A 20220-nucleotide genomic window follows, 5' to 3' on the forward strand; every position below is an offset into this window, starting at 1 on the left:
AAAATTCTACAAAAAAAGATTTATACAAAATACAACAGCACCACCCCGTTTCAAAGTACTTTCGCTTTCTAAAACAGCTTAATCAGCGCAGTTAAATATCGATGCTCAATCTAAATTTCGCATTATTTACAACGCATTATCAAAACTTATGCAAATACGATCATTACTTAAGTTACTTTGATCCAATTATTTTCTAATTATTGTAAATATTTCGCCTTATTTCACCGCATTTTTCGCCCAATTAGCCCGAATACATTAAAGCCATAAAAATAATCCGCTGAATTTAATCGCTTAGACACAAGGAATTTCAACGCCGACCGTCCGGTCGGCGAACAGATTTGTTTTGCCTAACAGGAGGGCAGGTTAGTGCACGCAAACACAGTTTCCAATATCGGTTCCCCAGTCTTTGAAGTGTCAGAAAGCAGAACTTTTTCCGGTGAGAAGGGCGATTATCTTGATGCGGGCAATCCGGACAGTCTGAGCCTTGCGGCGGGCACGATAGCACTCACGTTCAATGCAGAGACCGTCTCCGGTTCCAAGGCGCTCTTTTCCAAGGACGGCAACGGCTATGACGATGGCGGACACCTCACCGTCTGGATCCAGAACGGACGTCTGGTTGTCCGTCAGCAGTCCGATGACAAGACAGAATACCTGAAGGTCCCGGACCTCCAGCTGTCGGCCAACAAGGACTATCACCTGGCCGTTTCCTTCGGCGAGGATGGCCTCAACGTCTATGTCAACGGCAAGCTGTGGGCAGCAGAGCCGGAGTTCAAGCAGGGCATGGACATGAACGAACGCGCCTTCCTGGTCGGCGCGTCAGGTGCCTGGCGCAAGGATGATGCCCAGACGGCTCACCAGCAGTTCAAGGGCACCATCGCAAATGTCATGGTCTTCAACGAACAGATCGCGGGCTCCGACATGGCGGCCCTGGCACAGGACGACCTGATGCCCGCCTTCCAGCAGCTCCATCACGGTTCCGACGAGGCCAAGGCCCTCGCCATGGCCTATGGCTTCAACCATCACGGTGAGATGACAGCTGCAGCTGCCGCACAAACCGGAACCGATGCCGGAGAGACGCTGGAGGGAACCGAGGACGCAGACGCAATCGACGCCGGTCTTGGCAATGACATCGTCAACGGCAAGGGCGGCAACGACATCCTCCAGGGCGGATACGGCAATGACGAGCTCAATGGCGGCGACGGCAATGATGTTCTGGATGGCGGCCACGGTGAGGACATTCTCAATGGTGGGGCCGGCAACGACCTTCTGATCTCCCGCTCCGACGGACGCGAGGGTCCGGTTGCGGAAGACCCGGACAGGGATGAAGGCGATCCGTACAAGGAACTCACCAACGGCAAGCTCTATCCTGACCAGCCGATCCCGGCGGACGATCTCATGATCGGCGGAACCGGAGCAGACGTCTTCTACTTCCAGACCCTCATCAACGCCAAGAAGCGCTTCATCGAGGAGCACACACAAGATGACGGTTCCATCCGCTGGCACGGGGTTGCAGGAGAAAACGCCAACATCCATGACCACTGGGTCGATATGCTGGGCGATGAAGTCATTGCCGACTTCTCAAAGGCGGAAGGCGACAGGATCGTCCTTGAAGGCCACACGACAAAGATCCGCTCCATCACCTATGGCGACAGCGATGGGGACGGTGTGGTCGATCATTCCCTGATCAGCGTCTATTCAGACCAGGGCAATGGCGGCGGTGCGCACAACAATGACGATCTGGGCACCATCAAGGTCTTCGGCGATCTCGTCACAAAGGCCGACATCTCCACAACGGCCAAACCCGCCTATGGCATCGTCAGGTCCATCGAAGATCTCGATGAAGCCCTCAAGCCGATCGAGATGGGCACCGATAAAGGACCGATCGCTCCGCCCGACAACCTCCCAGGCAAGGCCGACCTGCCCCTCCCCCAGGGCATGAACCCCGTCTTTGCAATCGCAGGAGACAACAGCTTCTCCGGTGAGAAGGGCGATTATCTTGATGCGGGCAATCCGGACAGTCTGAGCCTTGCGGCGGGCACGATAGCGCTCACGTTCAATGCAGAGACCGTCTCCGGTTCCAAGGCGCTCTTTTCCAAGGACGGCAACGGCTATGACGATGGCGGACACCTCACCGTCTGGATCCAGAACGGACGTCTGGTTGTCCGCCAGCAGTCCGATGACAAGACAGAACACCTGAAGGTCCCGGACCTCCAGCTGTCGGCCAACAAGGACTATCACCTGGCCGTTTCCTTCGGCGAGGATGGCCTCAACGTCTATGTCAACGGCAAGCTGTGGGCAGCAGAGCCGGAGTTCAAACAGGGCATGGACATGAACGAACGCGCCTTCCTGGTCGGCGCGTCAGGTGCCTGGCGCAAGGATGATGCTCAGACGGCTCACCAGCAGTTCAAGGGCACCATCGCAAATGTCATGGTCTTCAACGAACAGATCGCAGGTTCCGACATGGCGGCCCTGGCCGGTGAAGTCGATGCCGCGTTTGAAGCAGATGCACTGGCAGCCCTGGCACAGGACGACCTGATGCCCGCCTTCCAGCAGCTCCATCACGGTTCCGACGAGGCCAAGGCCCTCGCCATGGCCTATGGCTTCAACCATCACGGTGAGATGACAGCTGCAGCTGCCACACAAACCGGAACCGATGCCGGAGAGACGCTGGAGGGAACCGAGGACGCAGACGCAATCGACGCCGGTCTTGGCAATGACATCGTCAACGGCAAGGGCGGCAACGACATCCTCCAGGGCGGATACGGCAATGACGAGCTCAATGGCGGCGACGGCAATGATGTTCTGGATGGCGGCCACGGTGAGGACATTCTCAATGGTGGGGCCGGCAACGACCTTCTGATCTCCCGCTCCGACGGACGCGAGGGTCCGGTTGCGGAAGACCCGGACAGGGATGAAGGCGATCCGTACAAGGAACTCACCAACGGCAAGCTCTATCCTGACCAGCCGATCCCGGCGGACGATCTCATGATCGGCGGAACCGGAGCAGACGTCTTCTACTTCCAGACCCTCATCAACGCCAAGAAGCGCTTCATCGAGGAGCACACACAAGATGACGGTTCCATCCGCTGGCACGGGGTTGCAGGAGAAAACGCCAACATCCATGACCACTGGGTCGATATGCTGGGCGATGAAGTCATTGCCGACTTCTCAAAGGCGGAAGGCGACAGGATCGTCCTTGAAGGCCACACCACAAAGATCCGCTCCATCACCTATGGCGACAGCGATGGGGACGGTGTGGTCGATCATTCCCTGATCAGCGTCTATTCAGACCAGGGCAATGGCGGCGGTGCGCACAACAATGACGATCTGGGCACCATCAAGGTCTTCGGCGATCTCGTCACAAAGGCCGACATCTCCACAACGGCCAAACCCGCCTATGGCATCGTCAGGTCCATCGAAGATCTCGATGAAGCCCTCAAGCCGATCGAGATGGGCACCGATAAAGGACCGATCGCTCCGCCCGACAACCTCCCAGGCAAAGCCGACCTGCCCCTCCCCCAAGGCATGAGCCCTGTCTTTGCAATCGCGGGAGACATTGCTCTTGACGGAAGCAGAGACGGGCAGATTGCGGTTTCGCACAACAAGAACATGGAGCTCGAAGAAGGAACCATTGCCTTTTCGTTCAACGCGAACTCCATATCAGGTTGGGATGCTCTCTTTTCCAAGGATGCCAAGGGCAACGGCACCGGCGGTCATCTGACCGCCTGGGTAACGGATGGAGGTGATGTCAAAGTCCGCTTCCAAAATGAGAACAGTGAGATCTGGCTGAAAGCCAAGGATGTTGTCGAGGCCGGAAAAGATCACGACTTTGCCTTCAAATTTGGCGATGACGGAGCGTTTCTGTTTGTTGATGGTGTTGAGGTGGCGAGTAACGAAGACTTCCAGTCCGACTGGCTCGGCAACAAGGAATATCTGATGGTCGGCTCCAATGGCTGGGGCAGCCCAGCGGGCGAAATAGGTTGGGCCAACAACCATTTTGACGGTGTTATTTCGGATTTCATGATCCTGGACGACCAGTTGAGCGACCTTCAGATCCGGGATGACCTGTTCGCGTAGAACAACAACAAGAAGAAGAGGCCGGCAATGCAACGACGCCCCTCCCAACTTGGGAGGGGCGTTTTTCGTTGCCCGAAACGAAGATACGGATGCGCCGCCTCAGACGTTCAAATTTTTAGAACATCGGAAGGATTTCACATTCTTGGGAAAGAAGGGAGTGGTGCCCAGAGGCGGAATCGAACCACCGACACGCGGATTTTCAATCCGCTGCTCTACCAACTGAGCTATCTGGGCGCGCCTTACTAACTGATCGGAGCAGGACCCCGTTCGTCGAAAGCCCGGTCCTTATAGAGGCTCGTTCAAACCTTGTCCAGCACCACGGCAAAGTTTTTTGCCACCTTCGGGCATGCCTTTTGGGGATAAGTGATTTTCAAATCAAGCCTCTGTAAAACATACACTTTTCATCGGCAGAACAACGACTGCAAACCGCACACTGACGCTATTGCTTCTCCCCTGCAACAATGCCTGCTGCCGACCAGTTTCCCTGGGTGGCATGAAAGTCACCAATGACGCCCTGATGGTTGGAATTGGGTCCTCTTACAAGAGACGTATTGATATCGCCAGACAGGCCGCCGGTTCCGGAAAGCGTGCCTTCGAACAGGTTTCCGCTGGTGACACTGGTCTCCGACAGTGTGGCACTCATGGTTCTGCTGTCGAAATTGCTGATTGTCGCGGTTCCGGTGCGATAGGTGAAATCCAGCGACATGTTGAAATCACCCGCAGCAAGGTATTGTCTCGTGCCGTCCGCAACACTGCCCACAGCATGCCCCACATATGTTGCGCTTCCGCTGGTCGGAAGGTCGATGGAATTGGTTACATCACCTGCAACCCATGTGCCCATATGAAATGTGTCGAACCTTTCACCACCGGCAAGACTGGCATCGTCTGCTTCCATCTTGCTGCCCCAATACCCCCATTCGAGAAAGTCACAGGTGCATTTGGTTTTGTCGACAAACAGGGCATTATCCGCCCCATTAACCAGGGTGTTTGAGATCAGGTAATTGTTTGGTGTCGTTCCGGATTTTGGCGATACGAACACCTCAGAGTCGGTCAGGATTGTGTTGTCAGATCCGCCGGAGGTTTCAATCGCCGCGAACGTATCCGCATCGACGTAGACAGATTGACCAGAACCCGATTGCTCACCAAAAGCGAATTGATACCGGTCGACCTCGTCATCCAGATTGGCGACGTCCTTTACCTTCAGCGTGGCATAGAGCGAGCCATTTTGACTGTCGAAGCTGATCTCGAAGTCGCCCAGTGAGTTGCTGGCATATATGACCGGGTCGACCCCTGCGGAATAGTTGACGTTGGATTCAAGAACGCCGGCCGCGTGTCCCGTTAGTGTCTTGCTGGTTCTGTCCAGCGTGGATACATCCACTTCGCTCGACAACTCGGCAACATGCATCGTGGCGCTCAGTTGATCAGTCGACTGAATGCCGGTGGGCACCTGGACATAGCCGTCAGTGTGGGTCCCATCCTCTTCCAGGTTTCCGGGGCCGAGCACCAAATAATCGGCGTTGCTTCCGAAGATTGTTCCGCCAGTGCCCCCTTCTATGCTCTCTATCGAGCCGCCATAAAGTCCGGCGCTGTTTTCCGCATCGGTTCGGTGGCCACCACGGCGCTCACCACCCAGCACCAAGGTACCGCCTTCGTTTTCAATATCGCCGAGACTTAGGGAGACGAAAGACTTTTGAGCAGTGGTTCCGCTGGAAACATACATAGACGCAGCCAGATACCTAGCACCTTCAAGCGTGTCTGATGAGCCTTCCAACACCTTCAGACCACTGCTTTTCACCGAACTCAGGAAGCTTGTTCCCAGATTTTCCGCAATGGAGGGATTGAGAAACAGAGCTTGAGACGTCGCTGCCTGAATGTTTCCGAAATTATCTTCCGAAGACAACTGAAAGGCAGTCAGAATGTCTCCGTGAAGTGTATAGGTTCGGAGTTTTTCTGCGTCGGAACCGTTGAAGTTGTCAAAGTCGGTCGCTGACCCATAAAGACCGTAGAAATAGTCTGTCCCGCCATAATTAAACGTTGGATCCGAACCGGCTTCGGTTGCCACGAAATGGGCAAAAAAGCCGAAACCGTCTCCAGTAATGCGCTGTCCACGCGCATTTTGAACAATCGTGCCCGAAAGGGACGGTGCGTCCGGAATATTGCTGGTGCTGAAGTTCTCGATGACGTCGCCATTTGAGTTGACCGATTGCGTGTAGAACTCATTCACGCTGGTGTCAGGATCAAAGACATAAATGGACGTTCCGTCTGCGGTTCCGCTCCAGAGCCTATAGGAATTTCCGCTGGTATCTGGGTCCTGTGTAAAGATGACCACCTCATCGAAACCACTTGTCCCACCGACAACTCCAAGCGTGCCGGGAGCAAGATTGAGCGCTGCTATACTGCCGAACTTATTGCCAGCGCGCAGGATCCGCGCGCGGTCGGTAGTAACGGTGCTTTCTTCCTGTTCGATGCTTTGGGTGTTCTGCGACTGCGACAGGATCTGTGTCTGGATCAATCCATTCACAGTTTGCTCTATTCTATTTCCGGTCGCCGAAGTCGGTTTTGATCTGGGTGTTGTGGCTACATTCTGAAGACCGGAGATTACACGGGATAGGCCAGACTGGACGATTTGACCATCAGTTGGCGAGTTTCTAGTGCCGCCACGCTGACGACTGTTGGTCAATGCCGTTTGCACGTTTCCAAGATCGGATTGTGTGCTGCGCCGGATCCGCGTGGACCCGCCGGAACCGATCTCCATGGAGTAACCCGCCTGGTGGATGCGGGATCTTTGTCCACTCGGAGACGTGAAAGTGAGATCCTTGCCAAAAAGCAGAGAAAAGACCGGCGGATTGCTGGCCAGATTGATATTGGCGATACCGCCGCGGATGCCAATGGTACCAACGGGTGTCTTTACCGTCACGCCACCGCGCTTCTTGCTGAGCTTGCCGCCGACAAAACGCGCCACACCCTTGCCGAACGAAGATACCAGCTTTCCGGTCCCCGCATTCGGGTCATAGACAAATTCGTCAATCACAAGGTTGGAATTGGCGCCAACCGTGAATGTCGACCCATCGACCAGCAGAACCTGAACAAGCCCGGATCCGCTTGTTTCGATCCTTTCATTGTAGATGACGTTGTCGCCCAGAACCTTGGTGCTTCGCGCACCGCCCGGTGGTGTGCCAAAGGCATCTGAATTGACAGCGGCAGCAACTCCGACCTCAGTAGCCTGTGCACACGAGATCCCAACTCCAACAGCAAGCAACGCCATTACCAGACAAGGCAGGCGATCAGCGATGGATTTTGCTTTATGCTTCAAGGGTGTGACCATGGGTGTCTCTAGAAGGTCTTCGTCAGCGATATCAACGCGGACGTGTTGGAATAGGTTGCAAGATCATAGTTGGAATGCTGGCGGCGGAATTCACCGGTAAAACCGATGGCAAAATCATTGCGAAGGGGAACGGACAGGCCTGCCCTGAGCCAGCCTTCCTGATCTTCCTGGGCCAAGACCGGGTCAACCAACGGATCTGGCCCCTCGTACGACCGATAGATGTACCCTGCCTCCAGGTCCAAGGACCAGGGTTGGCGCAGCTTTTCGATCGGCGAAGCGAACTGAACAGTCGCGCCGATACCCCCGCCCATCTCCCAGCTTTGTGTCCATTCCTGTTTGGTCTCTTCGAAATCAGCCAGCAACAGCGCCCTCACTGTGACCGCCGGTGACATCTTGCGGGACAAGGTTGCTGCCAGGCGCCAGAAGGAGCCATTCCTATCTGAAACCGTCGGAAACTCAGCCGTGTCATTGTACCATCTGCGCCGCCATTCGGCCTTGGCATCCAAAAGCATCGTCGGCGTGACTTCGGATACAATGCGAGCGCCGAAACCCAATGCGCCGTTGTAATTGGCATGGTTCAGCCGAACGCCAGCCGCGACCGCATACAGGCTCAGCCTGCTGTTGTCCCAATCGATCCGCTCCAGATTGATGGATGGTCCAAGGGTCAGTTCCGCCAGTGCTGTGTCGAGGCGAACGATATCAGCGTAACGGGCGCTGTAGAAAATCAGATCCGCCTCCAGAAGATCTCCCTGCAATCCAAGGTCATATGATCCTTGAACACGCCCAGCCAGGAAGGCGTTGGTGTCCGCCTGACCTGTTGCTGTGTCGTCAAGAAGGAATGTTCCACCGTTCAGGTCCACACGGCGGCTGCCTGGTGCTGCATTGGCATTCGTCTGGTAGCGAACACCGGTGACGACCGCCGCCCGGAAATCGGCCGGGTCTTCCTGATCTGAGATGGTCGTCAGGTAGGCCTGGACCCGGGCTTCCACCTCAGCTGGAACATTTGGCGAATTTATCGCTTCCTGAAAGTAGAATTTCGCCGTTTCCCTCGAACCCAGCCGAAAATACAGCACCCCAAGCTCAAGCTGTACCCGCGGCAAACCCGGCGCATAAATCAGCATGCGCTCGAGCGTGGAAATGGCGGCCTCATAGTCGCCGAGCAACGAGGAAACCATTGCATATTCAAAGGCTGTATCAAGGTCGTCCGGCGATGCCAGCATGACCTCAAGCAGCATTTGCTGACGGGCGGCCAGCGTTTCAGGTGCCTGGGTTTGAGTCTGGGTCTGGCCGTCATCGGCAGCAGTTTGTGCAAGCGCCAAACCGGTTGTAAGCAAGACAAAAATCGCGAAGACAAGCGCTCCCAGAACGGGCGCGCAGAACTTTACGCAACTCGTGTGTCTTACGCCTGCCAAATACTCATCTCCTGCCAAAAACCAGCGGAGTACGCTCACCAACAAAAATTAATAGTTCAGATTCGACTGCCTCGAAATCCCGTCGAAACGCGCGAATATACTAGAATTCCCTGGGGTTTTGGGCAATGACCGCAATGCAACACTGCGCGCTTTAAGTAGCACAAAGAAAAAGCGCGCCGTTTCCGGCGCGCTCAATTTTTAGTTTCCCGAACCTTATTGCTCAGTAATACGACCATCGGTGAAAGGTGTGTATCCATTGCGTTCGGCAATGAAATCAGCAACCACGACTTCAAGCCCAGGCCCGTAGTCGTAAGCATTCATGCCGTTTTCAGCGAACACCTTGTAGCCATCGCCGCCGCCGCGCATATAGTTATTGGAAACAACGCCATAGACCTTTTCCGGGTCAATCGGTGCCCATGCACCATCTTCCATGACTTCCACGACAAGAATACGGCCCTCACCTGGTGCCTTCTTGCGCGTCCAGGAGTATTTCAAGCCGGCAACCTGCGGAAAACGGCCCTTTCCGTCTTCAACTTGGGACACACCATTCTCGAGCGCTGCAATGACGTCAGCGCCTTTCAACTGGAACGTTGCAAGTGTGTTCTGGAACGGCAGAACGGTCAGAACTTCGCCCATTGTCACTTCGCCACCATCGATTGACGCGCGAAGTCCGCCACCATTCTGGATGGCGATCTGAACGCCCTGGTCCTTCACTCTATCGAGCATTGCATCGGCGACCAGATTGCCCATCTGACACTCGCCGGAACGGCAGGATCCACGATCGCCATCAATCGGCGCATCGGTCGCACCAATCACCTTGGCCTTCAGTTCTTCAATCGGTGCTGCAAATTCTGCAACCCTGGCCAGGAACGCCTCATCGGGCTCCACAGAAGCATCCAGCAGGATCGGTTCCCCTTCCGCCTTGATAAGATTGCCATCGTCATCCCAGGTCAGATCGATCTCACCCAGGAATTTGCCATAAGCATAAGCTTGGACAATCGGCACGTCTTTTCCGTCCGGATTCTGAACGATGACAGGGTAAGGACCTGCAGCGCCTTCCTGAGTGTTCGACAGAAGCGTGTGGGAGTGTCCGCCAACGATGAGATCAATTCCCGGCACGGCTGCTGCGATCTCCATGTCGCGCGGCAGACCCATATGGGTGACAGCAATGATCTTGTTGACGCCGGCTGCTTCAAGACCCTCGACAGCACCCTTCAGGTAATCTTCGGCCTGAATGAAACGGACACCTGCGCCTGGTGACGACGTATCGACAGTGTCTTCGGCAAGTGCCGAAACGATGCCGACTTTCTCGCCGCCCTTCTCCACGATCAGGACACCTGGAACCTTTCCTTTGAGTGCGGCGTCGGCATTGACATCGATGTTGCCCGACAGGATCGGAAACTCGGCCTTGTCAATGAAGTTGGCGAGGGCTTCAGGACCATCGTCAAATTCGTGGTTGCCCACTGCCATCACATCGATGTCCATGCCATTCAGAAACTCAACGGCAGCCTCGCCCTTGTAGGTCGTATAGAACAACGACCCTTGGAACTGGTCCCCGGCATCGACGACAAGAACGTTCTTGCCTTCGCTGTCCAATGCGGCACGGCGTTCGTCGAGTTTCGATTTGATACGTGCGATACCACCGAAACACTTGCCTTCCGTCTCGGATTCAGCGTCGCAGGTGGAATCGTATTTGTTGATGGACTCGATGCGCGAGTGCAAATCGTTCAGATGCAAAACCGTAAGTGAATACTCGGCATAAGCCGCTGTGGAAAGCGCGGTCGTAAGTGACAGCACCGCAGCGCTCAGGATTGTTCTTTTCATCGGACCCTCGCCCTTTGGATTGGTTGTTGTGCAGGAACTGACCCATAGGCCGTCTCCCTCACCTCCCGGTACCGTTTCCCAATGCCTTGGCTAGGCACTCCCCTATTTCGTTCTTACGAGGGCGCCACAACCGGCGACGAGTCGACCGGGTTAGTTGGTGTAGACGGATCTTGGTGCAGTTTTGTGACGTCTGCAAGTGACATCGTGTGCGCAAGAAGCAAGAAAATTAGCCGAATAAATACCAATTTGAACGAACGCCTGCCTAATCTCCGGGCAGGTCGCTCTCATCGATGTCGTCGGTCTCGACGACGGGAATCGTATAGCCTTCGGTGAACCAGCGATTGAGATCAATCTTGGCACAGCGATCCGAGCAAAATGGATAATTTCCCGGGGTCGAGAGTTTCGAGCAGATCGGGCACGGGCGCATTCGCCGTTCAGGTTTCTGGCTGTCGGTCATGATACCTCTGCTTGCCCTTATCCACGCGCTCCCGGGAATGACCTTACGCTGCTGCTGTGGCCCAGCCCTGATGAACAGGGTAGCCGGCAGAACTCAGGAGCCCGGCCGTTTCCACAAGCGGAAGACCGACAACTGCCGGGTAAGAACCAACAAGCTTGACGACAAAGCTTCCCGCCAACCCCTGGATGGCATAACCGCCGGCCTTGCCGCGCCATTCGCCGGAAGAAAGGTATTCGTCCATGTCCTTTCGAGACAAACGTTTGAAGCGAACGCGGGTCTCCACCAGCTTGGAGCGCACCTTACCTGTGGTTTCAGCCACGGCGACCGCCGTAAAGACCCGATGACCACGGCCTGAAAGTAGAGACAGGCACATAAGCGCCTGATCCGTCAGTTCGGCTTTTGGCAGCGCGCGGCGCCCCACAGCAACGACTGTGTCGGCCGCCAGAACAACGCTGTCCCGCAGCTCATCCGACCCATCTGCGGTCTGCCGGACGGTCTCTGCCTTGGCCCGAGCCAGGCGCAATGCAAGACTGCGCGGCGTTTCGTGCTTTTTCGGCGTCTCGTCGATGTCGGCCGGCAGAAGGTGATCCGGTTCCAAACCGATCTGCTGCAGAAGCGCGAGACGTCGCGGCGATGCGGAGGCCAGGATCAACTGAGGGGCGGTGTTCATGAATGCGCGTGCCTGATAGCCGATGTCACCTTCAAACAACCACTTACTTGAAGCGGTAGGTGATCCGCCCCTTGGTCAGATCATAAGGGGTCATTTCGACAAGAACTTTGTCGCCTGCAAGAACGCGAATGCGGTTCTTGCGCATACGCCCGGCAGTGTGGGCGATAATTTCATGATCATTTTCAAGTTTTACGCGGAACGTCGCATTCGGCAACAGTTCTGTTACGACGCCCGGAAACTCCAGAGCTTCTTCTTTGGCCATTTGATATCCTGAATGAAGCGGGCCCTGCCCGCGGGTGCCGGGGAAACTAACGGATTAGTGCCAGAAAGTGAACCTTTCTTTCCACCCTAATCAAAGAAAGCTTCCAAGGGGCATAATCGAGTTGTTCAAATGTTCTTCCGGACGAGGCAAAGCCGCAACTCAGGGGCAATTCCATAGTGCCTCGACACGCCAGACTTTGAACTTTCGCAAGACATTTCAGTCCGAGTGACTACTGCGCAATGCCAAGGACATGGTACATGTCGCGGTGAATGAACCAGACACCATCCACTTTTTTCCAGACATGCATCGATCTGCCTGAAATTGTCTTGGTACCCAGCTTGACCTTTGTTTCTGCGACCTCGACTGCCGTGTCCGGTCCTGTCTGATCGATTTCCAAAACATTGTATTCCAGTTCGGTGACGCCGTTGTTAAAGGCGTTGGCAAAATGCGCGGCTATGGGCGCGCGTCCGACAAGCGCTCTGCTTTGGGGCGGCAGCAAGGCTGCCTTTTCGGTATAATAGGCTGAGATCGCCTCGGCATCCTTCGCATTGTAAGCGGCAATATAGGTGTTCAAACGATTGAGAATTGGGTTGTCCTGAGCCAATGCAGCTCCACCCATAAAAAACGCTATCCAAACAAAGGCAACCAGCCGAACAATCATCATTGATCCTCCCCGGAACGTACTTTGGCGCTGTTCGATTTTCCTAAGTTGAAGCATAGCGCGTTCCGGGAACCGCTTGTCAATCACCTGGCGGTGGTGCCCAGTCGAGCCGCTTCTTGATGCGCATGCTCAACTGATCCCGCACCGCGCGGTATTCATTCAGGATCTGCTCCCGGCTACCGGTTGCCACGGTGGGGTCCATTGTCGGCCAATACTCAACTTCAACCGCATCTGTGCGGGTCAGTTCCAGCGCCTTGTGGTGGGCCTCCGGAGCGAGCGTCAAAACAAGATCGAATCCGGACTCGTCCAAATCATCGAAGGTCTTTGGCTGATGCTGGCTCATGTCGATCCCGATTTCAGCCATGACGGCATCAACAAAGGGATCGATCTTGCCAGGACGCACACCGGCGGAACGCACATAAATCTGGTTCGGAAACAATTGCTTTGCCAGCGCTTCTGCCATCGGGGAACGTACGGCATTCATGCTGCAAGCAAATAGGACCGCAGTCGGACGAAGGCCCGGCCCTGTCATCGCGACTAGAGCGCAAGACGGCAAATATGAACCAATTGACCTGCCTGGCGGCAGCAGCAATGACAGCTTTTGAACGCCACGCACCCGTTGCCTGCACCATACGGCGCTGCGCAATGCGCTTTTCCAAATCTACTGCCGACCACCATCAATTGGTTCATATTTGTCGCCTTACACCCTATCCCTTCCAATGCAGCGCGTAGACGAGCGTGAACAATCGTCTTGCTGTTTGCGTATCCAGTTCGATCTTGCCGTGAAGACGTTCCATCAATATGGCTGAGCCCTCGTTGTGGACCCCTCGCCGCCCCATATCGATGGCCTCGATCTGGCTGGGCGTCGCATGGCGGATCGCTTCGTAATAGCTCTGGCAAATCAGATCGTAGTCCTTGACGATCTTGCGCAAAGGCGAAAGCGACAGAACATGCGTGACGACAGCGTGTTCATCTTCGGTGGTCACTTGAAAGACGAGCTTCTTTTCGACCACACCGAGCTTGAGCACATACTTTACCGGCGGGTGACCAACCGGCTGGAAGGAGTTTTCTTCAATCAAGTCGTAGATCGCAACGGCACGATCGTGTTCGACTTCCGGCGTTGAACGGGCAATCGAGGCTTCATCCAGGACCACATCCACAAGCCTGCCACCGGCAGTCTGCTGATCTGTCTCGGATTGCGGGTCGCTCATCTTCGAAAGGCCTCTTTCGACTCCGGTTAAAGGTTCAGCCTGATGGAAACAGAGCGAGCGTGCGCCGACAACCCCTCAGATTCACCAAGCGCGATGGCAGCGGGGCCGAGCGCTCGCAAATTGTCCGGATTGCACTTCAGGATCGAGGTTCGTTTCACGAATTCCAGAACCGATAAACCTGAGGAAAAGCGCGCGGAACGTGCCGTCGGCAGAACGTGGTTCGATCCACCGACATAATCGCCAATCGCCTCAGGAGTGTAATGGCCCAGAAATACGGCACCTGCATTGCGTACTTTTTTCAACAGCGCTTCCGGGTCGCTGACGGCAAGCTCCAGGTGCTCAGGCGCAATCCGGTTCGCCAATGGCATGGCGGCATCCAGATCCGGCACGAGGATAATTGCCCCGAAATCCTGCCAGCTTGCACGCGCCACGTCCTCGCGCGGCAGGGTTTTCAGTTGTGATTCAACGGCCTTTTCAACTTCGTCCGCAAGATCGGCGCTATCAGTAATCAACAGCGACTGAGCTGCGGTGTCGTGTTCAGCTTGGGCAAGCAAATCCGCCGCCAGCCAGTCGGCATTGTTGCCGCCATCAGCAACAATCAAGACTTCCGATGGGCCGGCTATCATATCGATGCCAACTGTTCCGAACACACGGCGCTTTGCCGCTGCGACAAAGGCGTTGCCCGGGCCGACGATCTTAGCAACAGGCGAGATCGTTTCCGTACCATATGCCAGCGCCGCGACCGCCTGAGCACCGCCGATTCGATAGATCTCGCTCACGCCGGCGATCTTGGCTGCTGCCAGAACCAGCGGATTGAGAATGCCGTCCGGGCTTGGAACCACCATAACAATCCGGTCGACACCGGCAACTTTGGCCGGAACGACATTCATCAGAACAGAGCTCGGATAACTTGCAAGACCACCTGGCACATAGACACCCACGGCTTCAACGGCGGTCCAAAGCGAACCCAGCTCCACGCCAATAGCATCGGTATAGCGGTCATCTTCCGGCATTTGACGGGCGTGATGGGCATAAATGCGCTCATAGGCCAGCTGAAGCGCGTTTAGCGTTTCGGCTGGAACTTCGGCCATTGCGGCATCAATTTCCGCTTCGCTGACCGTGAGCTCGGCCATGGTTCCAGCATCGAGACGGTCGAACTTTCTGGTATAGTCCAGCACTGCTTTGTCGCCGTTCTGGCGAACACTTTCCAGAATATCCCGGACGATATGGTCGACGTCTTCCGACACTTCACGCTTTCCAGCCAGAAGGGCCTTGAAGTCATCGTCAAATCCGGTGTCGGCAGTTGTAAGGCGCAGAACCACGCGGTGTCTCCATCAGGTCCGGGGAAAATACAAGTTCGGTCTATAGAAGCCCGTCAGCTCAGATCGTGCTGTGGCAGGTTCGGCGTCGACCAGGCAGCGCCGAGATCAGACAGCTGCGCTTCGATACATTCCACATCCAGGACAAGACTGGCACCGCCTGCAAATGCCAGTTGAATACGTCCAGACGGCTCATCACCGGCTTCAAACGTCACCGCGAGCAATTCCATCACGGCTCCTTTGGCATCTTGCTGGATGTTTTGCGCTTTCATGGCCGTGACCTGCGCGATGGCCAGCGCCGAGCGTCGGCGTTCGTGCTCCTTGGAGCGTTTGTCCGCCTCCTTGTCCCAAACAAACCTGTTCAAGATAAAGACAGCCTTCTTTTCCTTCGGCAGAAATCGGATGTCGGCAACCGTCAGGATGGCATCCTGTAAATGGGCCGAAAGAACCTCAAGGTCTTCCTGGTCGAGTGCGGCAAGTTTCAGCTGATCCATAGTGCTCGGTTTCTGATCCGGTCGAGTGTGTGTTTTGGCTTCCCGCATATAAGGCGGACTGGCCCTGATCCCAAGGCTGTTGACCTAATGGGGAATGAAGGATTTGGCAATGTTGAATCCTATTGCCGGCACGCCCGGCACCTTTACGGTCCATCATCCACGCGATCACGCAGATCGGCCTTGACCTCATCCAATGTCGCGATCCGCTTGAAAACGCGCCTGCCGAGCCACAGACCAAACACCAGTAGAAAAAGCCCGAGAGATGCGCCATAGGGCGGCGCAACCAACACGACAGCGACTAGTCCGGCCATGGCAAACGCCACCTGGATTAGAAACCGGATTGCCTGTGCTCCCATCCGCTGATGTCTCCCTGGTTTTCATTCGACAACAATTGCGATCGGCAGCTACTCTCGCCGATCCCTTGCAATCAGGGCAAGCATTTCGGAAAGTGCATCGATCTGTCGCCCGCTTGAGGGATTGCGAGAAAACCGATGCTGAAACGACTTATCTTTCTTGTTGCACTGACCCACTGGCCTCTTCAGTCCACTGTTCAGGCTCAGGACATCGCCGAAAGAGCATTGGGTGAGACAATCTATGTTCCGGCCTATTCCCGGATCTTTTCCTATCCCAACCGTTCCGACCTCCTGGCGTCCACGCTTGCTGTTCACAACGTCGATCCGAAGACGACCATCACATTGCAAAGCGTCGATTATCATGGAGAAGGCGGCGAACTGATCCGCGCCATGTTGGAGGAGCCGTTTGTTCTAGGGCCGCTGCAATCCAGAACCGTGCTCATTCCGATCAATGATACGACCGGTGGCGTCGGAGCGAATTTTCTCGTTACCTGGACGTCAGACGAAGCCGCGCTCAGCCCGATCGCAGAGGCGATCATGACCAGCGGCATCGGAGGACCCGGGCCCTCCTTTGCCTCACGCGGACGTGTGATTGAGCGGCGCACCGTAAAGGATTAAGACGGTGTCCTAGCCGGAAATCCGCTCGATCGTCGCGCCGCAGCGCGTCAGCTTGTCTTCGAGCCGTTCGAAACCACGATCGAGATGATAGACGCGATTGACGGTGGTCTCACCTTCCGCGGCAAGGCCCGCAATTACAAGTGACACCGACGCCCGCAGATCGGTCGCCATCACCGGCGCTCCGCGCAACGTTGAAACGCCTTCGATTGTTGCCGTGCGTCCGTCAACCTGGATCTGCGCACCGAGACGCGCCAGCTCTTGCACATGCATGAAGCGATTTTCAAAAATGGTTTCCGTGATACGGCTCGAGCCGCCTGCCCGCGTCATCAACGCCATGAACTGGGCCTGCAAGTCCGTCGGGAACCCCGGAAAAGGTTCGGTGGTGATGTCGACGGGCTGAATGCCGTTGCCATTGCGATAGACCTTGATCCCATCGGGGGTCTGTTCAATCTCGGCGCCGGACTGGCGCAGAGTATCGAGCGCGCTTTCCAGCAAATCCGTCCGGGCTCCTTGCAGCAGCACGTCACCGCCCGTCATAGCAACGGCCATGGCATAGGTTCCGGTCTCGATCCTGTCGGGAACGACTGAATGATGCGCACCATGCAGACGCGGCACACCCTGGATGCGGATGGTTGATGTTCCCTCGCCTTCGATCTTGGCTCCCATCGCCTTCAGACACTTGGCAAGATCAACCACTTCCGGTTCACGGGCGGCATTGACGATTTCAGTCTCGCCCTTTGCAAGGGTCGCCGCCATCATAATGGTGTGTGTTGCCCCGACCGAAACTTTTGGAAAATCAACGCGCGCGCCCTTGAGACCGCCCGGCGCCTTGACCACGACATAACCGCCTTCAATTTCGATATCCGCTCCGAGCGCGCTGAGGCCGTCAATGAAGAAATCCACCGGCCTGGTTCCGATCGCGCAACCGCCCGGCAAAGACACTCGTGCCTCATGGCACCGGGCCACCAATGGTCCGATCACCCAGAAACTGGCGCGCATTTTGGAAACAAGCTCATAGGGCGCGGTCGTGTCGACAATCTCTCGGGCCGTTAGATTCAGCGTCTGGCCGGCAAGCTCGTCCTGGCCGCTGCGTTTGCCGTTGACCGAATAATCGACACCATGATTGGACAGGATTTGCATCAACTGCGCCACATCACGAAGACGGGGCACATTGTTCAAGGTCAGGGTTTCATCTGTCAGCAGCGATGCGATCATCAACGGCAAAGTGGCATTTTTGGCTCCTGAAATCGGAATGACACCATTCAGCTCCGAACCGCCGACAACCTTGATACTGTCCATTTGTTTCCGAACCCTCGTATAACGAAAAACGGCTGATAGTCGCGCGCCTGTAGCAAACTCATGGGCGCAGCCTCAAACTCACATTCAAACCGCCATCTATACACAACTTATGGCCCATGCAAGGCAGTGGCCTGTCTTTGATCAGGCAATTTCCGGCAAGCAGAAAGACCTCAAGCGGTCTTCTTGCAGCCAATCAGTCTTCCTTACGGGATTTGGCAGCGTTTTTGCGCCTGCGCAGATTGGCCCTCAGCGCTTCAGCAAGACGGTCTTCCCTGGCCTTTGCCGATCCGGCCTGACCGCTTTTGGCCTTCTCATTGGATGAGTGCGCCTTGCCGGTCGTAACACCCTCACCTTGCTGATCTTTTTTATCCATGGACGAGGCCCGCCTGCGCATTTCAGTAGTCACACCTTTTACCAACAGCCGGGCTGTCTGCAAAGACGGGCTTTCGTTAGCGGACAACAATTCAGCCTTTCTTACACCTCCGAACGCTTTCAATGCTCAGGGCTGTAACCAGCCCGTGTGCAGCGATCTGAGCCGTCGCGCTATTGATAAATATCCACAGCCGTTTGGCGTTCTCAAAAGCAGGCGTTCTAGTGCCCTTTAAGCCCTGCATGGGCGTAGTTCAGCACTGCTGGCGAAGGCACGGAAAAAAAACCAAAACACAGCTTGCGTCCCCGATACTCTTATGGCAAAAGCGCCCTCATTCCGGTCGGCACCGCTGATCGGCAACAAAAACTGCGTCTTTTCTCATGTGGATCTTTCAAAGATCTCCCAGACGCACAGCCCGTCCAGTTTGACGCGCACACGCTGCCGTAGCTCAGGGGTAGAGCACTCCCTTGGTAAGGGAGAGGTCGAGAGTTCAAATCTCTCCGGCAGCACCATTAAAACCCAAATAAAATAAACACTTAGCGTAAACTTCCAATCTAGCGCCGTGCAACTTCTTGCAAGAACATGCAAGGAACAAACGCCTGTATGCGGCATTTCTCGAACAAAACCCATACAGTTTTGTGCAGGGTTTGTTCCAACTCGAATACCTCCGGATCTATATCGAGTTGCTGGCCTTTTCTAAGGTCTGCAACAAGCTCACATTGCCGACGAGAGGAAGGATAGCAGTTTTTCGCTGGCGATCACCTTTGCACCGTGTAGGCCTGAAGGTGCGTCGGTCAAGATACCCGGCATAGACCGCTAAAACCTCGTTGCCAACGCAAAGAGAAGCTACTCTGTTCCCTCTTGCAATTGACAACGAGCTCCTTCGTGCCTTCGATTCATTGGCTCCTCGGAAAACCAAAAGTTCCTATTACAAAATTTGCCAGGTCAGACGACTAGAACTCCAATGGCCCGGCAACACTCTTTGCAACGTGACGATTTCCGGCTCTCCGACGTAAACTGATGGTGCGGGAAGATTGTCATCGAACCAGAGATACCTTGGATCCGGCAAAGTCAGTGTTTGGAAGCGAGTTCCAAGCTACAACGCAGCCGGCGACCGCAATAGACCAACTCCCAATCAGCACCGCGCCTTTACGCATGCAATCGAGCCTCTTGGCGAGACCGACCAAATTGCCACCTGAACCCCCGTGAGGTCCAGGCGCAATTGGTCAAGACACTAAACCAACTTCCTCAGCTAAACAGGAAGTCTCCTTGATCCAAGTCGAGCACCGACACGCCATCGAGAGTAATCGTTGTGCCACCAAACTGAATCAAGGCGTCCGATCCGGAAACCGAGATCGACAGGTCGGCGAACGCCGTGGCACCGTTTTCGATCTGAATGAGATCCTCACCGTTTGTATAGTCGGTTATATGGTCATTACTGCTGTCGTCAGAGAAGATGAATGTGTCTATGCCGCCGATGCCCTTGAGAACGTCATCTCCGCCGCCTCCATAGAGCTGATCATCTCCCTCTCCCCCCAGCAGCACGTCATTTCCATCTGAGCCATAGAGCGTGTCGTTTCCGCCTGCCCCGAGGATGATGACGTGGCCTGGATCTGCGGTGAAGGTGTCGTTGCTGTCGGATCGGCGGCGCCAAATGTTGTAGTTGACGCCGGGTTCGGACGAGAATGAGGAGATATCAGCGAGCCAGTAGCTTTCGCCATTGGCAAAAGAGAGACGTTCGAGGCGGTCGCCTTCTTGCTAGAAGAAGTCTGCTAGAACGATGGAACCGGTTAGAGGAGCAAGACCGCGCGCAGCCGCATCAGCTGCTTCTTGCGCTGTTTCGGCAAGAAGAGCGTTGTCTTTTTGGT

The 20220-nt window shown here is 55.4% G+C and carries 17 protein-coding genes, 2 tRNA genes and 1 pseudogene; 3 read left to right on the forward strand and 17 right to left on the reverse strand.

Annotated features, from left to right (window positions below; translation table 11 throughout):
- The first annotated feature begins 366 nt into the window (after positions 1-366).
- Entirely contained in the window at positions 367-4077 is a 3711-nt protein-coding gene (locus tag FIV00_RS30335; protein ID WP_247649269.1) for a LamG-like jellyroll fold domain-containing protein, read from the forward strand.
- 158 nt (positions 4078-4235) lie between these two features.
- On the opposite strand, the gene FIV00_RS22085 is transcribed toward FIV00_RS30335, so the two are convergent.
- The 13 genes from FIV00_RS22085 to FIV00_RS22145 form a co-directional block, all read right to left on the reverse strand.
- Positions 4236-4311 (reverse strand) — tRNA-Phe (locus tag FIV00_RS22085).
- 205 nt (positions 4312-4516) lie between these two features.
- Positions 4517-7402 carry a FecR domain-containing protein gene (locus FIV00_RS22090; protein ID WP_152502779.1) on the reverse strand — a complete coding sequence of 962 codons (2886 nt, stop codon included), beginning with the start codon at positions 7400-7402 and terminating at the stop codon, positions 4517-4519.
- A gap of 8 nt (positions 7403-7410) precedes the next feature.
- A complete protein-coding gene (locus FIV00_RS22095; protein WP_152502780.1) occupies positions 7411-8814 on the reverse strand; it encodes a hypothetical protein in 1404 nt (467 codons plus the stop codon).
- A gap of 213 nt (positions 8815-9027) precedes the next feature.
- The gene (locus tag FIV00_RS22100; protein WP_152502781.1) at positions 9028-10638 is read right to left on the reverse strand and encodes a bifunctional UDP-sugar hydrolase/5'-nucleotidase; all 1611 of its coding nucleotides are present in this window, start codon (positions 10636-10638) and stop codon (positions 9028-9030) included.
- A 262-nt stretch (positions 10639-10900) separates the two neighbouring features.
- Positions 10901-11095, reverse strand: coding sequence for a DNA gyrase inhibitor YacG (yacG, locus tag FIV00_RS22105; RefSeq protein ID WP_152502782.1), 195 nt, complete (start codon positions 11093-11095; stop codon positions 10901-10903).
- A 43-nt stretch (positions 11096-11138) separates the two neighbouring features.
- A complete protein-coding gene (locus FIV00_RS22110; protein ID WP_152502783.1) occupies positions 11139-11765 on the reverse strand; it encodes a Maf-like protein in 627 nt (208 codons plus the stop codon).
- A gap of 43 nt (positions 11766-11808) precedes the next feature.
- A complete protein-coding gene (infA, locus tag FIV00_RS22115; RefSeq protein WP_006939340.1) occupies positions 11809-12027 on the reverse strand; it encodes a translation initiation factor IF-1 in 219 nt (72 codons plus the stop codon).
- Positions 12028-12256: 229 nt separating this feature from the next.
- Entirely contained in the window at positions 12257-12691 is a 435-nt protein-coding gene (locus FIV00_RS22120; RefSeq protein ID WP_173006100.1) for an SgcJ/EcaC family oxidoreductase, read from the reverse strand.
- Positions 12692-12767: 76 nt separating this feature from the next.
- Positions 12768-13172, reverse strand: coding sequence for an arsenate reductase ArsC (locus FIV00_RS22125; RefSeq protein ID WP_371419543.1), 405 nt, complete (start codon positions 13170-13172; stop codon positions 12768-12770).
- Positions 13173-13395: 223 nt separating this feature from the next.
- A complete protein-coding gene (locus tag FIV00_RS22130) occupies positions 13396-13899 on the reverse strand; it encodes a UPF0262 family protein (protein ID WP_152502785.1) in 504 nt (167 codons plus the stop codon).
- 26 nt (positions 13900-13925) lie between these two features.
- The gene (gene hisD, locus FIV00_RS22135) at positions 13926-15221 is read right to left on the reverse strand and encodes a histidinol dehydrogenase (protein WP_152502786.1); all 1296 of its coding nucleotides are present in this window, start codon (positions 15219-15221) and stop codon (positions 13926-13928) included.
- Between the two features lie 53 nt (positions 15222-15274).
- Positions 15275-15712 carry a DUF2948 family protein gene (locus FIV00_RS22140; RefSeq protein ID WP_152502787.1) on the reverse strand — a complete coding sequence of 146 codons (438 nt, stop codon included), beginning with the start codon at positions 15710-15712 and terminating at the stop codon, positions 15275-15277.
- Between the two features lie 143 nt (positions 15713-15855).
- Positions 15856-16068, reverse strand: coding sequence for a hypothetical protein (locus FIV00_RS22145; RefSeq protein WP_152502788.1), 213 nt, complete (start codon positions 16066-16068; stop codon positions 15856-15858).
- Positions 16069-16203: 135 nt separating this feature from the next.
- Here FIV00_RS22145 and FIV00_RS22150 point away from each other — a divergent pair, with 135 nt between their 5' ends.
- Positions 16204-16683: a DUF3124 domain-containing protein gene (locus FIV00_RS22150; protein ID WP_152502789.1), complete on the forward strand. Its 480-nt coding sequence runs from the start codon at positions 16204-16206 to the stop codon at positions 16681-16683.
- Between the two features lie 9 nt (positions 16684-16692).
- Here FIV00_RS22150 and murA read toward each other — a convergent pair whose 3' ends face one another.
- Together murA and FIV00_RS22160 are read right to left on the reverse strand one after the other, a co-directional pair.
- Positions 16693-17982 (reverse strand): UDP-N-acetylglucosamine 1-carboxyvinyltransferase, encoded by a 1290-nt coding sequence (murA, locus tag FIV00_RS22155; protein WP_152502790.1) that lies wholly within the window; start codon positions 17980-17982, stop codon positions 16693-16695.
- A 193-nt stretch (positions 17983-18175) separates the two neighbouring features.
- Positions 18176-18355: a hypothetical protein gene (locus FIV00_RS22160; protein ID WP_152502791.1), complete on the reverse strand. Its 180-nt coding sequence runs from the start codon at positions 18353-18355 to the stop codon at positions 18176-18178.
- A gap of 434 nt (positions 18356-18789) precedes the next feature.
- Here FIV00_RS22160 and FIV00_RS22165 point away from each other — a divergent pair.
- Positions 18790-18864: transfer RNA gene (locus FIV00_RS22165), tRNA-Thr, on the forward strand.
- Between the two features lie 736 nt (positions 18865-19600).
- On the opposite strand, the gene FIV00_RS30480 is transcribed toward FIV00_RS22165, so the two are convergent.
- A complete protein-coding gene (locus FIV00_RS30480; RefSeq protein WP_152502792.1) occupies positions 19601-19897 on the reverse strand; it encodes a hypothetical protein in 297 nt (98 codons plus the stop codon).
- A gap of 39 nt (positions 19898-19936) precedes the next feature.
- Positions 19937-20047, reverse strand: a pseudogene (locus tag FIV00_RS30575) (hypothetical protein); the annotation flags it as partial.
- Between the last annotated feature and the right edge of the window lie 173 nt (positions 20048-20220).

Origin of the sequence: Labrenzia sp. THAF82 (assembly GCF_009363435.1) — a bacterium.
GTDB lineage: Bacteria > Pseudomonadota > Alphaproteobacteria > Rhizobiales > Stappiaceae > Roseibium > Roseibium porphyridii.

What these genes read in the sequence shown, in the direction of transcription:
- murA (WP_152502790.1), bottom strand. Translation starts at nt 17,982, where the DNA reads ATGGACAGTATCAAGGTTGTCGGCGGTTCGGAGCTGAATGGTGTCATT.
- FIV00_RS22090 (WP_152502779.1), bottom strand. Translation starts at nt 7,402, where the DNA reads ATGGTCACACCCTTGAAGCATAAAGCAAAATCCATCGCTGATCGCCTG.
- FIV00_RS22150 (WP_152502789.1), top strand. Translation starts at nt 16,204, where the DNA reads ATGCTGAAACGACTTATCTTTCTTGTTGCACTGACCCACTGGCCTCTT.
- FIV00_RS22100 (WP_152502781.1), bottom strand. Translation starts at nt 10,638, where the DNA reads ATGAAAAGAACAATCCTGAGCGCTGCGGTGCTGTCACTTACGACCGCG.
- infA (WP_006939340.1), bottom strand. Translation starts at nt 12,027, where the DNA reads ATGGCCAAAGAAGAAGCTCTGGAGTTTCCGGGCGTCGTAACAGAACTG.
- FIV00_RS22130 (WP_152502785.1), bottom strand. Translation starts at nt 13,899, where the DNA reads ATGAGCGACCCGCAATCCGAGACAGATCAGCAGACTGCCGGTGGCAGG.
- FIV00_RS22125 (WP_371419543.1), bottom strand. Translation starts at nt 13,172, where the DNA reads ATGAATGCCGTACGTTCCCCGATGGCAGAAGCGCTGGCAAAGCAATTG.
- FIV00_RS22120 (WP_173006100.1), bottom strand. Translation starts at nt 12,691, where the DNA reads ATGATGATTGTTCGGCTGGTTGCCTTTGTTTGGATAGCGTTTTTTATG.
- FIV00_RS22110 (WP_152502783.1), bottom strand. Translation starts at nt 11,765, where the DNA reads ATGAACACCGCCCCTCAGTTGATCCTGGCCTCCGCATCGCCGCGACGT.
- FIV00_RS22140 (WP_152502787.1), bottom strand. Translation starts at nt 15,712, where the DNA reads ATGGATCAGCTGAAACTTGCCGCACTCGACCAGGAAGACCTTGAGGTT.
- FIV00_RS22160 (WP_152502791.1), bottom strand. Translation starts at nt 18,355, where the DNA reads ATGGATAAAAAAGATCAGCAAGGTGAGGGTGTTACGACCGGCAAGGCG.
- FIV00_RS22145 (WP_152502788.1), bottom strand. Translation starts at nt 16,068, where the DNA reads ATGGGAGCACAGGCAATCCGGTTTCTAATCCAGGTGGCGTTTGCCATG.
- yacG (WP_152502782.1), bottom strand. Translation starts at nt 11,095, where the DNA reads ATGACCGACAGCCAGAAACCTGAACGGCGAATGCGCCCGTGCCCGATC.